Genomic DNA, 26999 nt, shown 5'->3' on the forward strand with positions numbered 1-26999 from the left:
TTTAGCCCTGAATCTACCCCTGTGCGGTGATAATTCAATCAAACCATAGGCCAATTGATGTTATTCCTGCTTAAAAAATACGTTGGTGCGCTATTAATGCCGCTACCTTTAATCATTCTTATCTCTCTGGCTGCTTTGCTTTTGTTGTGGTTTACCCACTGGCAAAAAACGGGGAAAGTTATTCTGTCACTGAGCTGGCTTGCGCTACTTTTATTAAGCTTACAACCCGTTGCTGACAAGTTGTTACTTCCTGTTGAAGGGAAATATATCCAACGCTACGAGCCTGATACCAAACATACACCGCCGATAAAATACATTGTCGTTCTTGGTGGCGATTTCACTTATAACCCGGAATGGGCACCCAGTGCCAATCTTATTAGTAATAGCTTGCCCAGAGTGACCGAAGGTATTCGGTTATATCGTCTTAATTCTGGTGCAAAAATGATTTTTACCGGGGGTAAGGGTGTTAATTCAATTAGCAGTGCAGAAATCGCTGCTATGGTAGCACAATCTTTGGGAGTTCCTGTAGAAGACACAATAGCATTAAAAAAACCGCTGGATACAGAGGAAGAAGCGATCGAGGTTGAAAAGATCGTTATGCAACAGCCTCTTATTCTTGTCACTTCCGCAAATCATATGAAACGTTCTCTGAAATTTTTCGAACAACGTGGTATGCACCCTATTCCCGGCCCGGCAAATCAACTGGCAGTCACAACTCCATTATATGGATGGGAAAAATACATTCCATCTTCCTATTCTTTTTCCCATACGGAGCGTGCCTGGTATGAAACACTGGGGAAAATTTGGCAAGCAATCAAACCTTCCAGTACGGATAAAGAGAACGAATAATTAGCAAACTCGCGGTAGAAAACCGCTAGCAGTATCACTATATACAAATACAAACCTGCTCATTCTGTTTAATAACACCCAATCCAATTAGGCGGTTCAAATCGCCTAATTACGTTTCTTATGCTCTGAATTCCGCTGGTTTTCAAAAGATCTACTATTCAAAAACCAGCGCATTCAAAATTTCTTATACTCAAAGTGCTGCAAAAGCTTTTCTGGCTGCATCCAGATCTTCCGGTGTATCCACACCAGCACCCGGTGCTTGCAGTGCTTTCGCCACGTGAATTTTTTCTCCGTACCAAAGTACCCGTAGCTGTTCGAGCATTTCGATATTTTCCAATGGACTTGGCATCCATTGTACATAGCGACGAATAAATCCGGCTCTGTAAGCATAGATCCCGATATGGCGCAGGAAATTATCTCCGATAGTCTCTTTGGAGTGCATAAAACGATCACGTTCCCACGGGATCGTGGCACGTGAAAAATAGAGCGCATAACCTTGCGCATCCATGACGACTTTTACCACATTGGGATTGAATGCTTCTTCTGCATCCTGGATTTGTACAGCAAGTGTTGCCATGCCAGCATCATTTCTTGCCAGATTATCAGCAACCTGTTTGATGATTTGTTCGGGAATAAGTGGTTCATCACCCTGAACATTCACGATAATTTCATTATCGGCAAATTGGTATTTGTCGATAACTTCCGCCAAACGTTCTGTACCTGAATGATGATTTTCACTTGTCATGCAGACTTCGCCACCTTCAGCGGCAACTGCATCAAAAACGGCCTGATTATCTGTGGCTACAATTACGCGATGGGCACCAGAACGGATAACCCGCTCCATAACCCGCACAATCATCGGCTTTCCATGTATATCTGCCAATGGTTTTCCGGGTAAACGAGATGAAGCAAAACGTGCTGGAATAATGACAGTAAACATGAATTATCTTTTTTCCTCTGTTGGCAGAACACGTGTTTCATGTTCTAACAGCACGGGAATACCATCACGGAAAGGAAAAGCGAGGCGGTCAATTTTGCAAATCAGTTCAAAATTTTCTTTATCGTAACTGAGCTTACCGTGACATACTGGGCAAGCAATGATTTCGAGTAAACGGTGATCCATACATCCCCCAAATGACGGGCTTGAAGTTTAATGCGGCTCAGAATACCACAAGCGATGCCTCACCGTTAACTCTGTTGTTTTATTCAGGGATCAAGGCACAAATATCACCTAGCATTTTTTGCCCTTGTTCTTCCGGCAAATAGGCAGAAACCGGTAAATACCACCAATTAGTCTGTGCAAACTGAGAACATTTAACAGCATCTTTTTCTGTCATCAACAAATTCTGTTCATTATTAGCTAAAGCCAATAGTTGTGCTTTTTCATAGAATTGATGGTCAGCAAACGCATGAGTTGCTTGCAGATTTACACCCAGTTGCTGCAATGTAGCAAAAAAACGCGGTGGATGACCAATTCCTGCCATCGCCACACCATTGGGAATATCACTGACTTTTCGGGGTTCTCCTGTCCGCAGATTGACGGCAACTTCACCTTTTAATGTCATGGGCAGTTCACCTGTTTCTGGCATTCCTCCATTAACCATAATGGTATTGACGGTATTTAAGCGGCCTGAAAGTTCCCTCATCGGCCCTGCCGGCAGCCAACAACCGTTACCAAAACGGCGAACTCCATCAATAACAACGATTTCATAATCACGCTGCAAAGCATAATGCTGGAGACCATCGTCGGTGATAACAATATCAACGGAAAAATGCGCCAATAATTCTTTGACAGCATCAACGCGTTTTGGAGCAACTACCACCGGCGCACTGGTACGACGCTGAATTAAAACCGGCTCATCTCCCGCTTGTGCAGTAGTCACTTCATCCGTTACCAGCAACGGGTAATGTCCAGATTTTCCACCATAACCACGGGAGACAACACCAACCCGATAACCTTTCTGTTGCAATTGCTCAACTAACCAGATAACCACAGGTGTTTTACCATTGCCTCCAGCGGTTAAGTTACCTACCACAACAACAGGAACAGGAGCTTTCCAGGAACGAAGCAAACCCGATTTATAGCCTAACTTGCGCAAACCGCTTATCAGCCCATAAAGGGCTGATAGTGGCAATAATAGGATATAGAGCCTTGAACGGCCAGACCAAATGTGCTCAATCATTGACCAAATTGCATCCGGTGTAATTGCGCATATGCACTTTCTTTCTCCAACAGAGTTGTATGGCTGCCTCTTTCGGTAATGTTACCATCTTCAATGACAATAATTTCATCAGCATTTTCAATAGTAGAAAGACGGTGAGCAATTACCAGTGATGTTCTGTTTTTCTGCAATTCATCCAATGCTGCCTGAATGGCACGCTCAGATTCCGTATCCAGTGCCGAAGTGGCTTCGTCCAGAATCAAAATCGGAGAATCACGCAGCAAAGCACGGGCAATGGCAATACGTTGACGTTGTCCACCAGAAAGCAAGACACCATTTTCACCAATCATGGTATCAAGGCCATTATCTAATTTTTTGATAAAATCCATTGCGTATGCCATCTCTGCCGCACGTTCAATTTCTGCACGATTGAACTGACCTTCACTGGCATAAGCAATGTTGTTAGCCACGGTATCATTGAACAAGTGAACATTTTGCGATACCAACGCTATCTGGTTACGTAAAGAAGACAATGTGTACTCACGCAAATCATGACCATCAAGCAAAATACCCCCTTCGCTAACGTCATAAAAACGGGTAAGAAGATTGGCAATCGTTGATTTTCCTGAGCCAGAACGCCCAACCAAAGCAATGGTTTTGCCTGCCGGGATTGTCATGGAAATATTTTTCAGAGCGGGGTGATCTTTGGTTGGATAGCAGAAAGTAACATCACGGAATTCGATATCGCCTTTCGCTTTTTTAATTTCCAACTTACCTTCATCTTTTTCCTGCTCCATATCCAGAATCGCAAACAAAGTCTGACAAGCAGCCATACCACGTTGAAATTGTGCATTAACATTGGTCAGAGATTTCAGTGGACGCATTAGAGCTATCATAGATGAGAATACCACTGTAATCTTACCCGCTGTCAGTGCGCCCATAATTTCAGGGAAGCTGGCAGCATACAAGATAAATGCCAATGCAAATGAAGCGATAATCTGGATGATCGGGTCTGAGATGGAATCAGCGGAAACCATTTTCATTCCTTGCTGGCGCATATGGTTACTGACTTTATTAAAACGTTCTGTTTCAACTTTCTGTCCACCGAAGATCAAGACTTCTTTGTGCCCTTTCAGCATTTGCTCCGCACTCGTTGTCACCATTCCCATACTATTTTGCATGTTTTTACTAATACGGCGAAAACGTACAGACACAAGGCGGATAACACCCGCAACAATCGGAGCAATAACAATCAGAATTAAGGACAGTTCCCAACTGTAATAGAACATCAGGACAAACAGCCCGATAATTGATGCTCCTTCCCTGACAACTGTAACTAAAGCACCGGAAGAAGAAGAAGCAACCTGTTCTGAATCATAGGTAATACGAGAAAGTAATGTTCCCGTAGATTGTTGGTCAAAAAAGGAGACTGGCATGCCCATCATATGATTGAACAAACGACGGCGCATCTGCATGACGACTTTGCCGGATACCCAAGATATACAATAACTTGATATAAACCCAGATATGCCACGCAAAAGCATCAATCCAATGACCACCAATGGCATCCACTTCAATACACTCATGTCTGCCTTGCCAAACCCCTCATCCAGCAAAGGCTTTAACAAGGAAAGCATCAATGTATCGCCGGCAGCATTTATAACTAGCGCAACTGCCGCAACTAACAGCCCAACCTTAAATGGTGTGATGATCGGCCACAGGCGGCGAAAGGTCTGCCAGGTAGAAAGGTCTTTATCATTCATTATTGAGTTACCAAAACCAAAAGAAATAGCGGCTTATTCTACTCATGATCACCGCGAATACCAAACCACTGATGATACCACCGTGATATTAACTGCTGTCTATATCCCTCAAGTTTAATGTGATCGTAATAAATATAACCGGTGATCTGCCCTGAAAAATCGGTACTATGCCATTGAATTTTGGCATCTTTATAACGCTGTCTGACTTTCATTGAAGGGAGCTTCCAGGGACTATAACGTGCAACTGAAACCAAAGCATATTCTGGCTTGACTCTGTGTATAAACGCAGCGGTAGATGAAGTATTACTCCCATGATGAGGAACTTGTAAGAATGTTGCATTAAGGTTTTCCCTTTCAAGGCCCAGTAAACGATATTCTCCTTGTTTTTCCAAGTCCCCCGTTAACAATAAGCTATGTTTACCATCATCGATACGGATAACACAAGACTGATTATTACCCACATTTTCTGCTTTTTCCAAAGGCCAGATAACCTGAAAAGTTAATTCCTGCCATACCCATTTTTCACCACGAATACAGGGTAAGTGAGTATGGCCAATAGAAGAACTTCTAATTTGAATATTGGGATATTTTTCACGCAGATATTCCACTCCTCCCGTGTGATCCAGATGATCATGACTCAAAATAATCTGTTCAGGAGTTAACCGATGCCAACGCAAATAAGGCTGGATGACTTTTTCTGCCATACTTCCTGTTTCCCAACGGTTTCCTGTATCGAATAGAACCGCCTTTCCTCCTTTATCAATGATAACAGACAAACCATGCCCAACATCCAGCATTGAAAAACGCCATTGGAATTCATCACCACGTTTAAAATAACAGAGAGCAACTCCAACAGAAGCACATAACAACCCTGCATAGGATTTCCACCAACCAAGTCGCCAAGCAATAACGAAAAACCAACAGGCAAAAGTAATGAAGAAAGGAATATGCCCTGTCTCAATCCATGAATGGGTAAGAACAGGCAGAGGTATTAACGCGAATGAGATAGTGTAATCAACTAATTGCCATAAAAATGGTTGAATAAGTTGGTGCAAAGGTAATATGGCGCTCAGCAATGCCAACATGATCAATGGGACTGTCAGAAAAGAGATTATCGGGACAGCCCATAAATTTGCAATCAATGAAGCAATATTAATTCCTTGAAATAGCAAAAGCTGCAACGGTAATAACATTAACATCATTCCCGATTGCATATGCAATCCACGTAGCCAACTCCATCGCCAACCATAACGAATTTTTTCAGGCAACGGCATCCAGTGAAACCAAAACAGCAACGCCATTACTGCAAAAAACGAAAGCCAAAAGCTATCAGAAAGAATAGCTAGTGGATCAAAAAGTAAAATCAGTGCAGCGCTCCATAAAGCCCACTGCCATGAAAAACAAAAATAACTTCTGCATCGTAAATATATCCAAAGTGTCAACCCTAGCATTGCCCGAATTGCCGGGATCCCCCATCCAGAAAGCCAACCATACAACATTGCAGTCAACCATCCCATGAGGAGCGGGAAACGGAACCCAATCCATTTTGCAGGGAAACAAAGCTGGACCCCTCTGGCAAAACCCCAACCAAATAAACTGGCTATTGTAATATGTAGCCCTGAAATCGCCATTAAATGCGCAATTCCTGTTTGTTGTAACAACAACCGGGCTTGTTTATCTAACCATGCTCTTTCACCAAACAATAATGCCAAAGCAATACCAGCCTGTTTCAGAGATTGTATTTCAGGTGCCAGTTCATTGATTAGTTTTTGTCTGAAATTACAATTACCATTCAATAAATTTGCCTTGATGATTTTGCCATTAAGAGGCTGACGGATTGACAAGGCATATCGTTGGCTATCATAACTCCCTTGATTCAATTGGGCATGAACAGGCCTGAGTTTCACTGTAACCTGCCATTTCTGGCCTGCACATAATGGTATTGAAGAATTCCATAATACCGACGCATAAAGTCCGGGGAAAATATATTTCCCATCACTCTCAATCAATCTGACTCTATAACGTGTTTTTTCTTCTCTACCTGCTTCATTCAACGATGCACTATCAATTATAACGGTTACTGAGCGAGTTGTTTCACTGAAATATATTATTTGAGCCAAAATCTTGTGACCATGCCAGCTCCCCCAAATCAATACCCATAATATCAGTGAAATAAGACGACTTATTTTATAGGGAATAAACCATAAAACCATTGCCACCCCCGCTAAAGCGAGGAGTTCTGTCCATTGAGGCAATTCACCAAATAATAAAAGTGGAACTGTTCCCAGGATAATAATCGCAGCAGCTTGGTTTAATTTGATAATCGGTAAAGATTTTTGCCAAAAAGAGTCCCGACAAAGTCGCTTTCGAAATATTTTCAAGAATAATTTTCGTAAAATAGATAAAAAAACAGTAGAGAGAAACAAAATAGTCTGCTGCATCCATTTATTCCTCTGTATTAAAATTCCATTCATGCAGAGAAGACTATTTGATAATGTGTACTACCGCCAGTCAGTTGAAATTTATTCTGAAAGTGTTTCGCAAATTAATTTTAGAAGAAGAGATAGTTAACAGCAAAATGTGAAATTCATCGCAATAATAAATAAATTTAATCAAAAAATGATAAAAATGATAAAAAAAGAACGGCACCCGAAGGTGCCGTAGCAATTAAGTAATAACTTCTATCTTAGCTGTTGCTATAGATATTCACGCGGTCACGTAATTCTTTACCGGGTTTAAAGTGAGGAACGTATTTACCGTCCAGTTCGACTTTATCACCCGTTTTTGGATTACGACCCACACGCGGAGCTCGGTAGTGAAGAGAAAAGCTGCCGAACCCGCGAACTTCAATACGTTCACCGGAGGCCAGTGTTTCTGCCATATGATCAAGCATTTCTTTCACTGCATCTTCAACGGCTTTAGCCGGCATATGAGATTGTTGCTCAGCAAGTCTTTCAATTAATTCAGACTTGGTCATGGTACCTCCCTAAACTACCGTATTCGGGTAATATTATCGTATCCGAAAAATATTACCCGCCGTTATTGACTTAGATTATTCGCCTTTAGCTGCTTTGAAAGCTTCAGCCATTGCGTTGTTAGCAAAGTTCACATCTTCTTGCTTGTTCACAGAAGCGATAGCATCTTTTTCATCAGCTTCGTCTTTTGCACGAACAGACAGATTGATTACACGGTTTTTGCGGTCAACACCAACATATTTGGCTTCGATTTCATCGCCAACGTTCAGAACTTGAGTTGCATCTTCAACGCGGTCACGAGAAGCTTCTGATGCACGCAGGTAACCTTCAACGCCGTTAGCTAATTCAACTGTAGCACCTTTTGCGTCAACCGCAGTTACTTTACCATTAACAATAGTACCTTTCTTGTTTACAGACAGGTAGTTATTGAATGGATCTTCTGCCAGTTGCTTGATACCCAGAGAGATACGCTCACGCTCTGCATCTACTTGCAGAACTACAGCAGCAATTTCGTCGCCTTTTTTGTATTCACGAACTGCTTCTTCACCTGCAACGTTCCAGGAGATGTCAGACAGGTGAACCAGACCGTCGATACCGCCGTCTAAACCGATGAAGATACCAAAATCAGTGATTGACTTAATTTTACCTTCAACACGGTCGTTTTTGTTGTGAGTTTCAGCAAATTGCTGCCAAGGGTTAGCTTTACACTGTTTCAGACCCAGGGAGATACGACGACGTTCTTCATCGATATCCAGAACCATAACTTCCACAACATCACCAACGTTAACAACTTTAGATGGGTGGATGTTTTTGTTAGTCCAATCCATTTCTGAAACGTGTACCAGACCTTCAACGCCTTCTTCGATTTCAACGAAGCAGCCGTAGTCAGTCAGGTTAGTTACGCGACCAGTCAGTTTAGTACTTTCTGGATAACGTTTAGCGATTGCTACCCATGGATCTTCACCCAATTGTTTCAGACCCAGAGATACGCGAGTACGCTCACGATCGAACTTCAGTACCTTAACTGTGATTTCATCGCCCACATTGACGATTTCGCTTGGGTGTTTAACACGTTTCCAAGCCATATCAGTAATGTGCAGCAGGCCATCAACACCGCCCAGATCAACGAATGCACCGTAGTCAGTCAGGTTCTTAACGATACCTTTAACTTCCATGCCTTCTTGCAAGTTTTCCAGCAACTGATCACGCTCTGCGCTGTTTTCAGATTCAATAACAGCACGACGGGAAACAACTACGTTGTTGCGTTTTTGATCCAGCTTGATGACTTTGAACTCAAGCTCTTTGCCTTCAAGGTGAGCAGTATCACGAACTGGGCGAACATCAACCAGTGAACCTGGCAGGAACGCACGGATACCGTTCAGTTCTACAGTGAAGCCGCCTTTTACTTTACCGTTGATAATACCGGTAACCGTTTCAGCTTCTTCGTATGCTTTTTCCAGCATCAGCCATGCTTCGTGACGTTTCGCTTTTTCACGGGACAGGATAGTTTCACCGAAACCATCTTCTACCGCATCCAGAGCTACGTCAATTTCATCGCCAACTTGGATTTCCAGCTCGCCCTGAGCGTTTTTGAATTGCTCTACAGGAATAGCAGATTCTGATTTCAGACCTGCGTCAACCAATACAACGTCTTTATCGATAGCAACAACAACGCCACGTACGATTGCACCTGGACGAGTTTCGATAGCCTGTAGGGATTCTTCAAAGAGTTGAGCAAAAGATTCTGTCATTTTAATGATCTTCAAGGTTTTAAATTAACGTCCATCTAGCATCCAGCCGAATGGGGTTGTTTTACATACCCCGCAACATTCCTTGTTACAAGGTGTTTTGGCATGCCAGTATATTTTACTACCCACATACCAGAATTCTATATACATCGTCTTGATGTGCAGTTGCAATAGTATAATATGCCAAAAGAGGCAATCTAAACAGGTAATGTTAACGTATTTCTCGCATAACTCAGTGCCTTACCGATCACTTCTTCAATAGACATATTAGTCGAATTTAAGATCAATGCATCCTGTGCAGGCACTAGTGGTGCAACTGCCCGATTGCGGTCGCGGAAATCCCGCTCTTGTATCTCGGACAAAAGGCTTTCAAAGTTAACACTAAAACCTTTTTCCTGCAACTGCAACATACGCCTGCGAGCACGTTCTTCCGCACTGGCATCAAGAAAAATCTTTACTGGTGCATCAGGGAAGACGACAGTTCCCATATCACGACCATCAGCAATCAAGCCCGGAGCAACACGAAAAGCCCGTTGACGGCGTAGCAATGCTTCACGGACACGCGGGAAAGTTGCCGCCTGAGAAGCGGTATTACCCACAGTTTCTGTGCGGATTTCATTACTGACATCTTCACCTTCAAGAATCACTCTGAGCTTACCATTTGCAGGAACAAAACGAACATCCAGATTTGCAGCCAGAGGAACCAGTGAGTCTTCAGACTGGATATTCACTTGATGGTGGATGGCTGCTAGTGCCAATACACGATAAATGGCCCCTGAATCAAGTAATTGCCAATCCAATGCTTCAGCCAGTGCCTGACATAATGTTCCCTTGCCTGCACCACTTGGCCCGTCAACGGTGATTACCGGGGCTATTGCTGTCATTCATTTTCCTCCTTTTTGGCTTTGCATAGCGCTTTCAGCATTGCTTTCCGACATAACAAACGGATTAACTACGAATGCAAAAAATTGCTCAATTAGCAATCAGTAAAATATGCCTTATTATACCTACTCGGAAGGTGAGTGGAATAAATACATCATAATTAATCAACAAATTTCGCCATGAATATATACTCTTTATTTCAGCCGCCATGATACGGCTCGAAATTATTGGGTATAGCTGATGGATTCAAGTTGTTTGAAATAATCGGGGAATGTTTTCGCTGTACAACCAGGATCAAGGATAGTCACTGGGGTATCCGAAAAAGCAACCAATGAAAAACACATCGCAACGCGATGATCGTTATAGGTTTCAATTTCAGCAAACTTCAGTTTTTCCGGTGGAACAATGCGTATGTAATCATGTCCTTCTTCTACTTCAGCACCAACTTTACGCAGCTCAGTCGCCATAGCATTAAGACGATCGGTTTCTTTTACCCGCCAGTTATAAATATTACGAATAGTGGTTTCACCTTTGGCAAATAGTGCAGTTGTCGCGATAGTCATAGCAGCATCAGGAATCGCATTCATATCCATATCAATGCCAATCAATGCGCCACGTTCGCATTCTACAAAATCATTCCCCCAACGTATGGTCGCGCCCATTTTCTCCAACACATTTGCGAATTTCGTATCACCCTGCAAACTGTTTTTGCCAATACCTGTAACGCGGACTGTGCCACCTCTAATCGCAGCAGCGGCAAGAAAATAAGATGCAGATGAAGCATCACCTTCAACCAGATAATGCCCCGGTGATTGGTATTGCCGTTGTCCCTTAACACGAAAGACTTGATATTGTTCGTTTTCCACTGCCACACCAAAACTGTTCATCAATGCCAGTGTAATATCGATATAAGGTTTAGAAACCAGATCTCCTTGAATATGAATTTCGGTGTCATTCAACGCCAAAGGTGCTGCCATCAATAAAGCGGTCAGAAATTGACTGGAAACACTGCCATCTACAACAACTTTTCCACCAAGAAAACCGCCTTTGATACGTAATGGAGGGTAATTTTCTTGTTCAAGATAATCTATTTGAGCCCCGCCTTGACGTAAGGCATCCACTAAATGGCCGATGGGACGTTCTTTCATTCGTGGTTCACCCGTCAGAATAACATCGTTATGTCCCAGACATAATGCAGCAGCCAGTGGGCGCATCGCTGTTCCTGCGTTCCCCAAGAATAGTTCCAGTCCATTTTTACCAGTTATAATTCCACCAATGCCATCCACTTCACAGGCAGTTCTATCATCTGATAAACGATAGGAAATACCCAATTCTGTCAATGCATTAAGCATATGGTAAATATCATCACTATCTAATAAATTGGTCAGATAAGTTGTCCCTTTAGCGAAAGCAGCAAGTAATAATGCACGGTTGGAAACACTTTTGGAACCGGGTAAATTAATAGTTCCATTAATGCAGGATATAGGTTGTAACGTCAGGGATTGCATAAACAGCGGGCTCTCCGATTGGTAACATAATGTATTTTTAATTGATGAGATAGATTCATATCGGGAGGTTTTATTCCTCCCGACCCGATAATAAAATTATTATGCGTTGCGGCGCTCAAAATCTGCCATAAATTCGACCAATGCCTGAACACCTTCATACGGCATCGCGTTATAGATTGAAGCTCTGGCTCCGCCGGCGACTTTATGTCCTTTCAAAGCGTGTAATCCTTGTGAATAGGCTTCTTCCAGAAATTTTCCATCCAGAGCCGGATTTGCCAACTGGAATGGCACATTCATGATAGAGCGGTTTTGCGGTGCGACACGGTTGATATACAGGCTACTGTTATCAATAGCCTGATACAGGCTTTCAGCTTTTGCATAATTCCGTTTTTTGATCTCCTGCAAACCACCTTGTTCTTTCAACCACTTGAATACCATACCAGAGAGATACCATGCAAATGTTGGTGGCGTGTTATACATAGAATCATAATTAGCCTGTACGGTATAGTCCAGAATGGAAGGGGTGTGCTGATGCGCTTTACCCAACAAATCTTCACGGATAATCACAGCCGTAATCCCTGCCGGCCCGATATTTTTCTGGGCACCTGCATAAATGACACCATAACGGCTCACATCAATTGGTGCAGAAAGAATGGTTGAAGAATAATCGGCAACTACAATCTTATCATCGCCAAAATCCGGCTCTTCAAAAATGGCAATGCCATCAATAGTTTCATTAGGGCAATAATGAACATAAGCAGCATCCCGATTTAAAGCCCATTCACTCATTGGCTTCACACTTTTAATGCCATCTGTTTCAGTTAGAATATTAATAACATTAGGTGTACAATATTTTTCTGCGTCTTTAGCCGCACTTTCAGCCCAATAACCGCCAACGATATAATCTGCTGACGTTTTATTGCCAAGTAAATTCAATGGCAATGCTGAAAACTGACCACGGGCACCACCATGGCAAAATAACACCTTATAATTATCAGGTATCGATAATAAATCCCGGAGATCTTTTTCTGCTTCAGCCGCAACAGAGACAAATTCTTTGCTGCGATGACTGATCTCCATAACCGACGTTCCCAGTCCATGCCAGTTGCAAAGTTCTTGTTCCGCACGACGTAATACTTCTGCTGGCAACATAGCTGGGCCAGCACTGAAATTATATACCTGACTCATTAACCCACCCTATCATTATGGATACAATAAAAATCGGACGTACTGGTTTTATCACTCCCGCTTTGCCTCTGCAATGGTTATTACCAGATTCTTTTAACTTGCGGTTAGGCCATGCTGTTTGTAAGATATTAATCCACCCAATAAAAAACTAATTATCTCCGACTAATAATTAATTCAGCTTTCATTATTTGAATTCATATTATTTAATAAAAACATGAATATCAAATTATGTGTAATACATTTCAAAGCCATTCAGCGTAAATTATTTATCAACTATTGATACAGCAAATAAAATAACAACCCCCTGTTATATAAATAAAGAAAAACCCTTAATCATTTGCGAAAGGAATAACAAGGATTCACACAATGATAAATACCACCCCCTATAATTTCGAAAGTAAATCAATATCTCCTACTGACTATGATATGATTAATCTTCTTATACAAAAAACCTCAGAAAACCCTGACCACCATGCAATAATTACAGAAGAACGCATAATCAGTTACCAAGAATTAATCTATCAAGCACGATCATTGGCATTTCACTTATATAATCTGGGTGTGAAATATGAAACTCCCGTCGCTATTTTATTGGAACCTGGAATTGAACAAATCATTAGTCAAGTTGCCATTCTAATGGTAGGTGGAAGTTGTGTTCCTCTCGATCCTGCCGTGCCTGATAACAGGTTATGCTTTATGTTACAAGACTTACAAATAAATCTGACATTAACAACTCACCAATATCAAGATCGCACCTTACCAACAGATTTCGTTATTATTAATCAAGATATACTGGAAGTTTCAAAGACTGAAGATCTTCCTAATATTCATAGAGGAAAAAACCATCGCTCCCATATTTTATTCACTTCCGGAACGACTGGAACCCCCAAAGCAGTTGAAATTGAAGCTCGCGGTATTCTACGTTTCATTGTTAATCCAACTCATATCAATTTAACTGCTACTGATATAATAGCCTCTGTTTGTAATACTACATTTGATGTTTATCTGTTCGAAATCTGGGTAACTTTATTAAATGGAGCTTCAATAGTTATTATTCCAAGAAAAATAATTATTGATCCTTATTTATTTAAAACCACATTAGAAAAGTTCTCTGTGAGCTGTCTGATTATGACGGCCACGTTATTCCACTTAACTGCTCAAACATATCCTCAAGCATTTCGTCAATTACGTTACCTTCTCATAGGTGGTGAAACACTCAATTCACATATTTTACGCCAAGTTTTACAATTCAACCCTCCCCAACATTTCATAAACTGCTATGGCCCCACTGAAAGTGTCATCATGGCCCTAACCTATGAAGCCACATTAGACGAATTAACAGAAGACAATGTACCAATAGGAAGGCCAATTGCTAATGCTGATATCTATATTTTGGATGACCAACAACAACCTGTTGCGCCAAATCAAATAGGTGAGATATATCTTGCAGGCGAGGGGTTAGCCCGTGGTTATTGGAATCGTCCAGAAATTAATGCTCAACGTTTCATGATGATTGACGTTGGGAAAAATAACCAATTAAAAAGAATATATAGAACTGGTGATTTAGGCTGGCAACGTTCTGATGGTGTTTATATGTATGCAGGGCGGATAGATAATCAGATAAAAATACGCGGGCATCGTATCGAAACTGAAGAGGTAGAAACTCAACTATTGAAAAGTCAACTACTACAATCAGCGGCTGTATGCGTCGTAAAAAAAGAGAATACAGAACCCTACTCAATTGCTTTTATCGTTCCTAAAGAACCGGAGGCTTTCTCCAAACAAACACTCACTCAATGGGCAAGTCATCATTTACCTGGCTATATGCATCCCCGGCTTGTCGTTGTTGAACATATTCCTCTTACCCAAAATGGTAAAATGGATAGAGCTCGTTTGCTAGCAGAATATTCGAAGAATCAAAAACAACAATTTCTGTCTCAACTAAATACTAAAATGAGCGAAGAGGAATTGATCGTTTTAAATATTTGGAGTCAAGTCTTAGATAATTACGATATTACGTTAGATAGCGATTTTTTTCAGTCAGGAGGTAATTCATTACAAGCTGCCAGACTTATTATTGATATCGGGAATAAGATGCAGAGACGTTTACCTGTTCAGCTCTTATATGACTCACCCACGCCAAGAAAACTAGCAACAAGTTTACAACAAAACAAGAACGAGCTCACTGATATATGTGCTGTTATGCTTAAAGATAGCCAGCTTCCTTCCGATATCCAGCCGTTATCTCAACCACTTCAACCATGGCTGGATTCAAACTCAGGGCGAGTATTATTAACCGGTGCAACGGGATTCCTGGGAGCTTTTCTCCTACGTGATCTTTTGTTGCAAACTGAAATTAATAAAGTCACTTGCCTGGTACGTGCACATAATAATGAGGCTGCCTTGCTGAAAGTTAAGGAAAACCTGAATCAATATGGTCTATGGAAAGAAGAATTTCTCTCACGATTGCAAGTTATTGCCAGTGATATTGCAAAACCTCAATTTGCCCTGAGCCAACAAATTTATGAAAATCTATCTACAGAATGTGATGTTATTTTTCATTTAGCCGCGCATGTAAATTATTCGCAGCCTTATTCTATACATTACTCTAGCAATATTTTGGGAACACTAAATGTATTACGCTTTGCTGTCAGTAAGAAAATAAAACCTCTACACTATATGTCCACTATTGCTGTTTTTGGTCCTGTCGGGCTTTTCTCTACTGTACCCAGAATATATGAAGATGATGACATAACATCTTACTTGCCTGGATTAAAATATGATTCAGGATATACACAAAGTCAGTGGGTTGTTGAGCAAATAATATGGCAGGCCAGAGACAGAGGAATACCTCTTGCGGTATATCGCCCTGGTTTTATCATGGGAGATAGTTTGACTGGAGCAAGTAATCCTAACGATTTTATATCCAGGTTGGTCAAAGGCTGTATAATGATCAACGCTTATCCACTACTCGTTAATCAACGAAAAGAGTTCGTTCCAATTAATTATGTCAGCCAACTCTTACTTGATATTTCTCGCAATAATCGCAACCTGGGAAAAGCTTATCACTTAGTTTCACCTGACAATAAGCAATCTGTCGATTTAAAACCCTTTTTTGAAATACTTAATCAGTGTGGTTATCACCTCAAAGACATGCATTATTCTGAATGGCTAAAAAAATTAGAAACCGATCAAAAGCTGATAGATAACCCCCTGCTACCATTACTGCCCATGTTATCTGAAAAAGTTTATGGTGAGCTTACACGATGGGAGGTGTACGAAAATATGCCAGCATATGATGCAAAAAATACAGAATCAGCACTAGAGACATCCGTTACATATACATCAATGGATAGTGATCTTCTAAAGCGTTATCTTACTTACTGGAAAAAAATAGGTTTTTTATCATAGTGTAGAGTTTATATTTTATACAATACAGAAAGACGTTTTCAAACGTCTTTCTGCCTGGATCAGGAATTAATATTTAGAAAACATTTCCTGAATTTTTGCTGGATCAGAAGTTTCAGTCAGAGCCAGTTGCAGAAGAACACGAGCTTTCTGCGGGTTCAAACGTTCTGATGCTACAAAACCATATTTGCTGTCATTAACTTCAGCATTCTGAGTAGTGTAACCGAAAGGAATACGGCTAGAGCGAACAACTACAATGCCATCTTTAGCTGCTTGAGCCAGTGTGTCCAAAATGGATTTATAGATATTACCGTTACCTACGCCTGCACTGATAATTCCTTTATAACCATTTTCCACAAATGCTTTTGCTGGCAGATCAGAAGCATTCGAATAGTTATAAACGATACCTACTTTTGGCAATTGGTTCAGTTTGCTGACATCAAAAACAGCTTTATCAGATCTTACTGGTGCAACAGAGTAATAGTTAACTTTACCGTTATGAATAAAACCCTGTGACCCCGCATTTACTGCCTGAAATGCCTGAACTTCAGTGGTGCTCAATTTACTGATGTCACGACCATGAATAACCGAGTCATTCATAGCTAACAAGACACCACGGTTTGCGGAGTTTTTATCTGCTGCTACAGCTACTGCATTATAGAGGTTCAATGGACCGTCAGCACCCAAAGCAGTGGATGGACGCATTGCACCAACCATTACAATTGGTTTACGGCACTGAGTCGTCAGATCAAGGAAGTAAGCGGTTTCTTCCATAGTGTCAGTACCGTGAGTGATTACAAAACCATCAGTTTTATCACAATCAGCATTGATTTTTTTCGCCAGAGTCAGCCAAACTTGATCGTTCATGTCCTGTGAACCAATGCTAACAACCTGCTCCCCTTTCAGATCAGCAATATTTTTGATAGCAGGAACAGCATTCAGCAATGAATCTATACCTACTTTACCCGCAGTATAACTGGACTGAGTTGCAGATTCACCGCCCCCAGCGATTGTCCCCCCCGTCGCCAACACAGTAATGTTTGGCAAAGCAAACGCAGAACCACTGACTAAAGCCAGAAAACTAGCCATTGCTGTTTTTTTGATCTTTTTCATTATTCAACCTCTTGTAAAAAAAGCTATTTTAGTATGTATAAGAGAAATAAATAAACTCTAATTAACAATAATTTTTGGAATTAAATAGAGGAGACAAAAAAAACTCCGTATGATATGCAATTCTTAACAGAAATCGAAGTGAATAAACGATGACGCAAACCTATATCCCAGGCAAAGATGCCGCACTGGAAGATTCAATTAATAAATTCCAGCATAAACTGAACTCTCTCGGCTTTAATATTGAAGAAGCCTCATGGCTAAATCCTGTTCCGAATGTCTGGTCAGTGCATATCCGCGATCGCGATTGTCCATTGTGTTTTACTAACGGCAAAGGAGCCAGTAAAAAAGCAGCATTAGCCTCTGCATTAGGTGAATACTTTGAGCGTCTATCAACAAATTATTTTTTCGCTGATTTTTATCTCGGAAGTCCGATTGCCAAAAGCGGATTTGTTCATTATCCAAACGAAAAGTGGTTCCCTCTGCCGGAAGATGATTCTTTGCCAGAAGGTATTCTGGACGAACATTTGCACCGTTTTTACAATCCTGCTAACGAACTTTATGGCAGTCAGTTGATTGATTTGCAATCCGGTAATGAAGAACGTGGGATCTGCGCATTGCCATTCACTCGTCAGTCCGATAATAAAACCGTTTATATTCCAATGAATATCGTTGGGAATCTGTATGTTTCAAACGGTATGTCAGCAGGTAATACCGTAAACGAAGCTCGTGTTCAGGGGCTATCCGAAGTATTCGAACGCTATGTGAAAAACCGCATTATCGCAGAATGCATTAGTTTGCCAGAAATTCCTCAAGTTGTGATGGATCGCTACCCCGGTGTTGTTGCATCAGTCAATAAATTGCAGGAAGAAGGTTTCCCACTCTATTGCTATGATGCTTCTCTGGGCGGTCAATTCCCGGTGATCTGCGTTGTACTGTTCAACCCCAATAACGGCACATGTTTTGCCTCTTTTGGTGCTCACCCTGATTTCGGTGTTGCGTTAGAACGTACCGTAACAGAACTTTTACAAGGTCGCAGTCTGAAAGATCTTGATGTCTTTACACCACCAAGTTTCGATGATGAAGAAGTTTCTGAACACACAAATCTGGAAACTCACTTTATTGATTCAAGCGGCGCAATTAGTTGGGATTTGTTCAAACAAGATGCTGATTATGAATTTGCCGACTGGGATTTCAGCGGTACAACAGAAGAAGAATTCGCAACTTTGATGGGCATTTTCAATTCGCTTGATGCAGAAGTTTATATTGCTGATTATGAACATCTTAGTGTTTATGCCTGCCGCATTCTGGTGCCGGGTATGTCAGATATTTACCCGGTTGAAGATCTGTACATTGCCAACAATACGATGGGAATTCACTTGCGTGACACGATTCTGTCCTTGCCGGATAGCCAGTGGCAACCGGAAGAATACCTTGCCTTCCTTGAACAAATAGATGAAGAAGGGCTGGATGATTTTACCCGCGTTCGTGAATTATTAGGAATTGCAGCAGGAAAAGATAACGGCTGGAGCAACTTGCGTATTGGTGAGCTGAAATCCATGTTGGCACTGGCAGGTAATGATCTGGAGCAAGCTCTGATATGGGTTGAATGGACACAAGATTTCAATTCTTCTGTCTTTACAGCAGAAAGGACAAATTATTATCGCTGCCTGCATACCCTATTATTGCTTACCCAAGAAGAAGATCGTGATCCAGACCAGTATCATCAGGCTTTTGTCAAAATGTACGGTCAAAAAGCGGTAGATGCTGCATCTTCAGCCATTGATGGGAAAAACTGTTTCTACGGATTATGGTCTGTCGATTCAGAATTAAAAGCATTACCAGCCCATCAAGCATTATTGAATGCTTATGAAAAATTACAAAAAGCCAAACGGGATTTTTGGATAAATAAGCAGGGATAAACAACCTGTTAAATTAAAGTTATTTTTGGGCAAAATTAAAACTCAGGTTAAATTAAATTTATTTTCAAATAACAAATAAATGACAATTTAACCTGTTATTTCACTTTTTCTGTATTTTTCTCAAATCCCTTCAATATAAAATATTTTTATAGTTTTTAAAAAATATTTTATATATAAAAATCAACAAACTAACCCAAAAAAAGGCTATTTTAACAGCTATAATTCACCAGAATTTCTATTTAACATGATCCATATCAAATTTAGGTCAATGCCCGTTTGTTACTATCATTACGTGCTATAATTAACTAATAATAAAGTGAGTGTTAGTATGAAAACTGACAACCCTTTTAATTTATATCCACCTGCTATAATGGCACAAATTGCTGATGATAGCGGTGTATATAAAGTCAATAAACATCTCGCAGTAACTTATTTATCAGCAATCATGGCTGGTGTATTTATTTCCATTGCTTTCGTCTTTTATATTACGGCTACAACAGGAACTTTTTCTATTCCTTATGGTTTAGCTAAATTGACCGGTGGTATCTGTTTCTCCCTGGGTTTAATGTTAATAATAATATTTGGTGTCGATCTCTTCACTTCCACAGTATTAACTATTGTTTCAAAAGCAACAGGCCGTATTACCTGGTCACAAATGCTCAAAAACTGGATTAACGTTTATATCGGTAATCTGATGGGCGCTTTATTTTTTGTCACTTTAATGTGGCATTCAGGCCAATATACCGCCGCCAATGGTTTCTGGGGCCTGAACGTATTACAGGTAGCCGATCATAAAATGCATCATACCTTTATTGAGGCACTATGCTTAGGCATTTTAGCTAATCTGATGGTATGCCTTGCTGTCTGGATGAGTTATGCAGGCCGCAGTCTTATTGATAAATTATTTGCACTAATTCTGCCCATTAGCATGTTCGTCGCAAGCGGCTTTGAACACAGCATTGCTAACATGTTTCTGATCCCTTTTGGAATTGTTATTAAAGAATTCGCTCCCGCTGAATTCTGGGAAAAAGTAGGAACAACACCGGAGCAATTTCCCCAACTGACAGTCTCAAATTTTATTACTGATAACCTGTTACCAGTTACGATTGGTAACATCATTGGTGGTTCGATATTGGTTGGGTTGACTTATTGGTTCATTTATTTACGTGGTAGCCGCTGACATTAATTTGCTTCCACACCAAATTTCCAAGTTCTACGGTTAAAAGGTAAAAGTATCATGTCCGAGTTAAATGAAAAATTCTTTGTAGCATGGCAAGGCTTTAACGAAGGTAGCTGGCAGAATGAAGTCAATGTTCGTGACTTCATTCAGAAAAACTACACGCCATATGAAGGTGATGAATCATTTCTTGCAGGCGCCACAAAAGCGACGGATATTTTGTGGGAAATGGTCATGGAAGGTATCAAAATCGAAAACCACACTCATGCTCCGGTTGATTTTGATACTCACGTTGCGTCTACAATTACCTCTCATGATGCTGGTTATATTGAAAAAGATCTGGAACAAATCGTTGGTCTGCAAACTGAAGCGCCACTGAAACGTGCCATTATTCCATTTGGTGGGATTAAAATGGTTGAAGGCTCTTGCAAAGCATACAACCGAGAGCTGGATCCGAAACTGAAACAAATTTTTACTGAATATCGCAAAACCCATAATCAGGGGGTATTCGATGTTTATACGCCTGATATTCTGAAATGCCGTAAATCCGGTGTACTAACTGGTTTACCTGATGCTTATGGCCGCGGTCGTATTATCGGTGATTATCGTCGTGTTGCACTATACGGTATTGATTTCCTGCGGGATGAAAAGTATGCACAATTCACCTCATTGCAGGAAAAATTGGAAAATGGCGAAGATCTGGAAGCAACTATTCGTCTGCGTGAAGAGATTTCAGAACAGCACCATGCTCTTGGTCAAATTAAAGCAATGGCTGCTAAATATGGCTACGATATTTCCGGCCCTGCGACCACAGCCAGGGAAGCTGTACAGTGGACTTATTTTGCCTATCTGGCTGCTGTAAAATCTCAAAATGGTGCTGCAATGTCCTTCGGCCGTGTATCCAGCTTTCTGGATATCTACATTGAGCGTGACCTGCAAGCGGGCAAATTGACTGAACAAGAAGCGCAAGAGCTGATAGACCATTTGGTGATGAAGCTGCGTATGGTTCGTTTCCTGCGTACTCCGGAATACGACGAGTTGTTCTCCGGTGACCCGATTTGGGCTACTGAATCAATAGCTGGCATGGGGCTGGATGGCCGTACCCTTGTTACCAAAAACAGTTATCGTTTCCTGAATACGCTGTACACAATGGGACCATCTCCGGAGCCCAACATGACCATTCTGTGGTCTGAAAAATTACCAGCTAACTTTAAAAAATACGCAGCAAAAGTGTCTATCGATACTTCATCCTTACAGTATGAAAATGATGATCTGATGCGTCCCGATTTCAACAGTGATGATTACGCCATTGCATGTTGCGTCAGCCCAATGGTTGTTGGTAAACAAATGCAGTTCTTCGGTGCCCGTGCAAATCTGGCGAAAACCATGTTGTATGCGATCAATGGTGGTGTAGATGAAAAACTGAAAATGCAAGTTGGCCCGAAAGAAGCCCCCATGAAAGATGATGTTTTGGATTACGACAAAGTCATCGAACGCATGGATCACTTTATGGACTGGCTGGCAAAACAGTACGTTACAGCGCTAAATATCATCCACTACATGCATGATAAATACAGCTATGAAGCCGCCTTAATGGCACTGCATGATCGAGATGTTCACCGTACTATGGCATGCGGTATCGCAGGTTTGTCTGTAGCGGCAGATTCTCTGTCCGCGATCAAATATGCAAAAGTATCACCAATCCGTGATGAGAATGGCCTGGCGATTGATTTCAAAATCGAAGGTGAATATCCCCAGTTTGGTAATAATGATACTCGTGTTGATGATATTGCCTGCGATTTAGTTGAACGTTTCATGAAGAAAATTCAGAAATTGCAGACCTATCGTAATGCAGTACCAACTCAGTCTGTATTAACCATTACCTCTAACGTTGTTTATGGTAAAAAAACGGGTAACACACCTGATGGCCGTCGTGCAGGTGCCCCATTTGGTCCGGGCGCTAACCCAATGCACGGTCGTGACCAAAAAGGCGCGGTGGCTTCACTGACCTCAGTTGCTAAACTACCATTTGCTTACGCGAAGGATGGTATCTCTTATACCTTCTCCATCGTACCTAATGCTCTGGGTAAAAATGACGAAGCACGCAAAACGAATCTGGCGGCTCTGATGGATGGCTACTTCCATCATGAAACCGATATTGAGGGTGGTCAACACCTAAATGTTAACGTAATGAATCGTGAAATGTTAATGGATGCAATGGAAAATCCTGAAAAATATCCTCAGTTGACGATCCGTGTATCTGGCTATGCGGTACGCTTTAATTCCCTGACTAAGGAACAGCAACAGGATGTAATTACGCGTACATTTACGCAAACAATGTAAATATTTATTTGTATTAGTCGCATCGTGTTACTTCAAAAATGCCATAATTTTCTCATCAGGCAAAATGGCATACACTTCAAAGCCCCTGTACAATCGGGGGCCTTTACTCTCTCAGCATCCAATCAGTTTCTGGAGAAACCCTTTCATGTCCGTACTTGGCCGTATCCACTCTTTTGAATCCTGCGGAACCATTGATGGCCCTGGTATCCGTTTTATCACGTTTTTCCAAGGCTGCCTGATGCGTTGTCTTTATTGTCATAATCGTGATACATGGGATACGCACTGTGGCAAAACGGTAACTGTCGAAGAACTTATCAAGGAAGTAACAACTTATCGCCATTTCATGAATGCCTCAGGCGGCGGAGTCACAGCATCAGGTGGAGAAGCAATCCTTCAAGCTGAATTTGTCCGTGATTGGTTCAGAGCTTGCCATGCAGAAGGTATTCACACTTGTTTAGATACCAATGGCTTTGTTCGCCGCTATGAACCAGTAATTGATGAGCTGCTGGATGATACCGATTTAGTGATGCTGGACCTAAAACAACTTGACGATGATATTCACCGAGAACTGGTCGGTGTTTCCAATCATCGAACGCTCGAATTTGCCCATTATCTGGCAAAACGCAATCAAAAAACATGGATCCGCTATGTAGTTGTACCCGGTTGGTCAGATGATGATAAATCTGTCCACATGTTGGGAGAATTCACCAGAGATATGAAGAATATCGAGAAAATTGAATTATTGCCTTATCATGAGCTTGGAAAGCATAAATGGATTGCCATGGGTGAAGAATACAAACTGGAAGAGGTAAAACCACCTTCTAATGAGACCATGGAGCGCGTGCAACGAATCCTGACTAGTTACGGACATCATGTAATTTATTGAATCCAATATTCTTCAACAGCCTCAAAAGAAATCATCACAAATCGCAACTGGTTCAATAATAAATTGCAGCCAGTTTTGCGCTAAAAAATCATTTTATTTCACTCAATAACTATTGGATTATTAATAAATTACATCCACGTCATAAATACATTAACTAAAAAAGTATTAAAACAAGCTCATTTAACAATATGATAAAAAATCATTTCCTGATGATATACCATTTAAAGTACAAGGCGATTTTATTGATTGCTTATAAAAGGAAAATTAATTTCAGTTAGTGCAAAAGAAAAATTTTAAATATAAGCAAAATCATTTGGCAATATAAGAAAGAATTTGTGCATTAATCTCTTAATAAGACCAACAATTAATCCTTGTTGATTAATAATTTTCATGAAATAATCCCTTCTACTTTACCCAAAAACTCTGTTCCGGGATGGATATAGATAAAATTTAATTTGGCAATTACTATTCAACCAGATAAAGCGGAAAAAAATGAATAATCAAGATATTAATTTCAATTCCAGGGAAAAAAGCATATCCCTAACTAAAGAAAAAGAGGTATTCATTCGTGAAGGGCAGGCTGTTGGAGCAGGAGCAGCAACAGAATGGATCGGTAATGCCTGGCAAATATTCAAAGCAAACCCAATGCAATGGATACTATTGACATTAATCTATATAGTTATCATGGCAGGCTTGAATTTTATTCCATTCCTAAATTTAGTATCTTTTCTATTTGGTTCAGTATTTGTTGCCGGTTTTATCGCTGCTGCTGAAAAACAAAGAACCACCGGTAATTTTGAAATAGAATTATTATTCTATGGATTTAAAGATAAATTAGGTACACTGGTTGCTGTTGGTGCACTTTACTTAGGCATCTATGCACTTGGGGTCATCGCGGCTGTCCTTGTGGCAGGCTTTGGTATAGTAGAACTGTTTTTGGCCTCTCAATATGGGGACCCAAATCCAGCACTATTAATGGATAGCATTTCTTCTTTTATAGGGGCAATCTTTGTCTTCTGTATTTTTAGCTTAGTCGCCCTTGCATTTATTTGGTTTGCTCCTGCATTGATTATCATTAATGATATGAAATTTGGTGAAGCCGTCTCAATGAGCCTGAATGCTGTGAAGAAAAACCTACTCGGTGGTTTTCTGTTTTTCCTGCTAATGGGAATTCTGATAGTGACTTCCATGATACCCTTATTGTTGGGCCTGATTATAACTATCCCTATGAATTTTATTACTTATTATACAACATACCGCAGTATTTTTTATACATCAAAAGGCAACAGCAGCGAAGAACAAAAATCCAGTTTGATCATCTAATAAATACTGCATAAAAATAAATAAAAGTGCTGAATATCAAAGTCAGCACTTTGTTAATAACCTGCATTATCTGAATTATTACCTAATAAATAGAAACAGTAGATAATAAAAATATCATTCTTAATGTAAAAGAAAAAAATTTCTTCGCAGTCGCTGGAAAACAGAGAACCATAGGTGATTTTAAAATAAGCTTGCTGCTCACTGGATTTAATAAATTAGGTTCTATGTAAAGCAGAGCCTGTACTTCTGATTAGTAATTTTTCTTTTATACATCTTATCATTCTTATTTTCAGTATTTTCATTTTTACAATCAGTTCTATACCCAATGGATTTCAAGTTGCGTCGCGGCGGCAAGGGAACGCATCTTATAGGCAGGATAAAACATAAATTATTGTTGATAAAAAAAGCGCCTGATATGGCGCTTTTTATTAAAGATAAAAGGTATTAGCCAATATATTCCAGCCCTTTCATATAAGGACGCAATATTTCTGGAACTTCAATACGGCCATCTGCCTGCTGATAGTTTTCCATTACAGCAACCAGTGTACGCCCTACAGCCAAGCCTGAGCCATTCAGTGTATGCACTAACTGGTTTTTTTTGTCATCTTTACTGCGGAAACGGGCCTGCATACGACGAGCCTGAAAATCCCACATATTAGAACAAGATGAAATTTCACGATAAGTATTCTGAGCAGGTAACCAAACTTCCAAATCGTAGGTTTTTCTTGCACTCGCACCCATATCTCCGGTACACAGCAACATCTTACGGTAAGGTAATTTCAGTAACTGCAATACTTTTTCTGCATGCCCTGTCAGCTCTTCCAACGCTTCCATGGATTTCTCAGGGTGAGCAATTTGAACCAGCTCAATTTTATCAAACTGGTGCATACGGATCAGACCACGAGTATCGCGGCCGTAAGAACCCGCTTCTGAACGGAAGCAAGGTGTATGTGCTGTCATTCTCAATGGAAGATCACTCTCATCCAGAATTTCACCGCGCACTAAGTTAGTCACAGGTACTTCCGCAGTTGGAATAAGTGCATAGTGACTACCAGAATCTTCTGCCAATGCCTTAGTGTGGAACAAATCTTCACCAAATTTAGGCAACTGGCCTGTACCGTACAGCGTGTCATGGTTAACCAGATAAGGCACATAAGTTTCCAGATAGCCATGTTGTTCAGTATGTAGATCCAGCATAAACTGCGCCAATACACGATGCAGGCGGGCAATTTGCCCTTTCATCACAACAAAACGCGCACCTGTTAATTTCACTGCGGCGGCAAAATCAAGGCCGTCAGTTAACTCACCCAACGATACATGATCTTTCACTTCAAAATTATACTGACGTGGTTCACCCCAACGGCTGATTTCCACATTATCACTATCATCTTTTCCGTCAGGAGAAGAGTCATCAGGAATATTCGGCATGCCTAATGCAAGATCACGGATCTCAGCCTGTAATGCCTCTAATTCAGCTTTTGCTGAATCTAACTTTTCTCCCAATTGATTTACTTCCTGGCGCAATGGTTCAATATCTTCACCACGGGCTTTAGCTGCACCAATAGCCTTCGATCGGGAATTACGTTCTGCTTGCAGGGTTTCAGTTTCAACTTGTAAAACTTTACGGCGCTCTTCTTGTTTACGCACCGTCTCCACATCAAGGGCATAACCCCTGCGAGCCAGTTTTTCGGCGACTGCGTCTAGCTCGTTACGCAGCATATTTGGATCGAGCATGCTATTCCTGTGCTTGTTGTT

At 40.9% G+C, this 26999-nt stretch carries 19 protein-coding genes; 7 read left to right on the forward strand and 12 right to left on the reverse strand.

Annotated features, from left to right (window positions below; translation table 11 throughout):
* Window positions 1–57 precede the first annotated feature (57 nt).
* On the forward strand, window positions 58–849 hold the full coding sequence (gene elyC / locus Xind_RS08340; RefSeq protein ID WP_187649843.1) for an envelope biogenesis factor ElyC: 792 nt from the start codon (window positions 58–60) through the stop codon (window positions 847–849).
* 190 nt (window positions 850–1039) lie between these two features.
* On the opposite strand, the gene kdsB is transcribed toward elyC, so the two are convergent.
* The 10 genes from kdsB to serC all read right to left on the reverse strand — a co-directional run bounded on the left by kdsB (window position 1040) and on the right by serC (window position 13075).
* Entirely contained in the window at window positions 1040–1789 is a 750-nt protein-coding gene (gene kdsB, locus Xind_RS08345; RefSeq protein ID WP_187649844.1) for a 3-deoxy-manno-octulosonate cytidylyltransferase, read from the reverse strand.
* Window positions 1790–1792: 3 nt separating this feature from the next.
* Entirely contained in the window at window positions 1793–1972 is a 180-nt protein-coding gene (locus Xind_RS08350; RefSeq protein ID WP_187649845.1) for a Trm112 family protein, read from the reverse strand.
* 79 nt (window positions 1973–2051) lie between these two features.
* Window positions 2052–3032 (reverse strand): tetraacyldisaccharide 4'-kinase, encoded by a 981-nt coding sequence (gene lpxK, locus Xind_RS08355; RefSeq protein ID WP_187649846.1) that lies wholly within the window; start codon window positions 3030–3032, stop codon window positions 2052–2054.
* A complete protein-coding gene (gene msbA / locus Xind_RS08360) occupies window positions 3029–4777 on the reverse strand; it encodes a lipid A ABC transporter ATP-binding protein/permease MsbA (RefSeq protein ID WP_187649865.1) in 1749 nt (582 codons plus the stop codon). Before msbA ends, lpxK begins: the two co-directional genes overlap by 4 nt.
* A gap of 35 nt (window positions 4778–4812) precedes the next feature.
* Window positions 4813–7215, reverse strand: a complete 2403-nt coding sequence (locus Xind_RS08365; RefSeq protein ID WP_187649847.1) for a ComEC family protein — start codon at window positions 7213–7215, stop codon at window positions 4813–4815.
* Between the two features lie 245 nt (window positions 7216–7460).
* Window positions 7461–7751 (reverse strand): integration host factor subunit beta, encoded by a 291-nt coding sequence (gene ihfB, locus Xind_RS08370; protein WP_038269281.1) that lies wholly within the window; start codon window positions 7749–7751, stop codon window positions 7461–7463.
* A gap of 75 nt (window positions 7752–7826) precedes the next feature.
* Window positions 7827–9500 (reverse strand): 30S ribosomal protein S1, encoded by a 1674-nt coding sequence (gene rpsA / locus Xind_RS08375; protein WP_047678930.1) that lies wholly within the window; start codon window positions 9498–9500, stop codon window positions 7827–7829.
* A gap of 194 nt (window positions 9501–9694) precedes the next feature.
* Window positions 9695–10381, reverse strand: a complete 687-nt coding sequence (gene cmk, locus Xind_RS08380; protein WP_047678932.1) for a (d)CMP kinase — start codon at window positions 10379–10381, stop codon at window positions 9695–9697.
* A gap of 222 nt (window positions 10382–10603) precedes the next feature.
* On the reverse strand, window positions 10604–11887 hold the full coding sequence (aroA, locus tag Xind_RS08385; protein ID WP_187649848.1) for a 3-phosphoshikimate 1-carboxyvinyltransferase: 1284 nt from the start codon (window positions 11885–11887) through the stop codon (window positions 10604–10606).
* Window positions 11888–11986: 99 nt separating this feature from the next.
* Complete coding sequence (gene serC, locus Xind_RS08390) at window positions 11987–13075, reverse strand: 3-phosphoserine/phosphohydroxythreonine transaminase (RefSeq protein WP_047678936.1); 1089 nt, start codon at window positions 13073–13075, stop codon at window positions 11987–11989.
* 366 nt (window positions 13076–13441) lie between these two features.
* Between serC and Xind_RS08395 the strand changes: the two genes are divergently transcribed.
* Window positions 13442–16486: an amino acid adenylation domain-containing protein gene (locus tag Xind_RS08395; protein ID WP_047678938.1), complete on the forward strand. Its 3045-nt coding sequence runs from the start codon at window positions 13442–13444 to the stop codon at window positions 16484–16486.
* Between the two features lie 66 nt (window positions 16487–16552).
* On the opposite strand, the gene ansB is transcribed toward Xind_RS08395, so the two are convergent.
* Window positions 16553–17596, reverse strand: coding sequence for an L-asparaginase 2 (ansB, locus tag Xind_RS08400; protein ID WP_187649849.1), 1044 nt, complete (start codon window positions 17594–17596; stop codon window positions 16553–16555).
* Between the two features lie 149 nt (window positions 17597–17745).
* Here ansB and ycaO point away from each other — a divergent pair, with 149 nt between their 5' ends.
* The 5 genes from ycaO (at window position 17746) to Xind_RS08425 (ending at window position 25244) form a co-directional block, all read left to right on the forward strand.
* The gene (gene ycaO, locus Xind_RS08405; protein WP_047678942.1) at window positions 17746–19515 is read left to right on the forward strand and encodes a 30S ribosomal protein S12 methylthiotransferase accessory factor YcaO; all 1770 of its coding nucleotides are present in this window, start codon (window positions 17746–17748) and stop codon (window positions 19513–19515) included.
* A 328-nt stretch (window positions 19516–19843) separates the two neighbouring features.
* Window positions 19844–20695: a formate transporter FocA gene (focA, locus tag Xind_RS08410; RefSeq protein WP_187649850.1), complete on the forward strand. Its 852-nt coding sequence runs from the start codon at window positions 19844–19846 to the stop codon at window positions 20693–20695.
* Window positions 20696–20752: 57 nt separating this feature from the next.
* Window positions 20753–23035, forward strand: a complete 2283-nt coding sequence (pflB, locus tag Xind_RS08415; protein WP_187649851.1) for a formate C-acetyltransferase — start codon at window positions 20753–20755, stop codon at window positions 23033–23035.
* 145 nt (window positions 23036–23180) lie between these two features.
* Complete coding sequence (gene pflA / locus Xind_RS08420) at window positions 23181–23921, forward strand: pyruvate formate lyase 1-activating protein (protein WP_047678948.1); 741 nt, start codon at window positions 23181–23183, stop codon at window positions 23919–23921.
* Between the two features lie 492 nt (window positions 23922–24413).
* Window positions 24414–25244, forward strand: coding sequence for a BPSS1780 family membrane protein (locus tag Xind_RS08425; protein WP_187649852.1), 831 nt, complete (start codon window positions 24414–24416; stop codon window positions 25242–25244).
* Between the two features lie 444 nt (window positions 25245–25688).
* On the opposite strand, the gene serS is transcribed toward Xind_RS08425, so the two are convergent.
* Complete coding sequence (serS, locus tag Xind_RS08430; protein WP_187649853.1) at window positions 25689–26978, reverse strand: serine--tRNA ligase; 1290 nt, start codon at window positions 26976–26978, stop codon at window positions 25689–25691.
* Window positions 26979–26999 lie beyond the last annotated feature (21 nt).

Origin of the sequence: Xenorhabdus indica (assembly GCF_014467235.1) — a bacterium.
In the GTDB taxonomy this organism is placed as follows: domain Bacteria; phylum Pseudomonadota; class Gammaproteobacteria; order Enterobacterales; family Enterobacteriaceae; genus Xenorhabdus; species Xenorhabdus indica.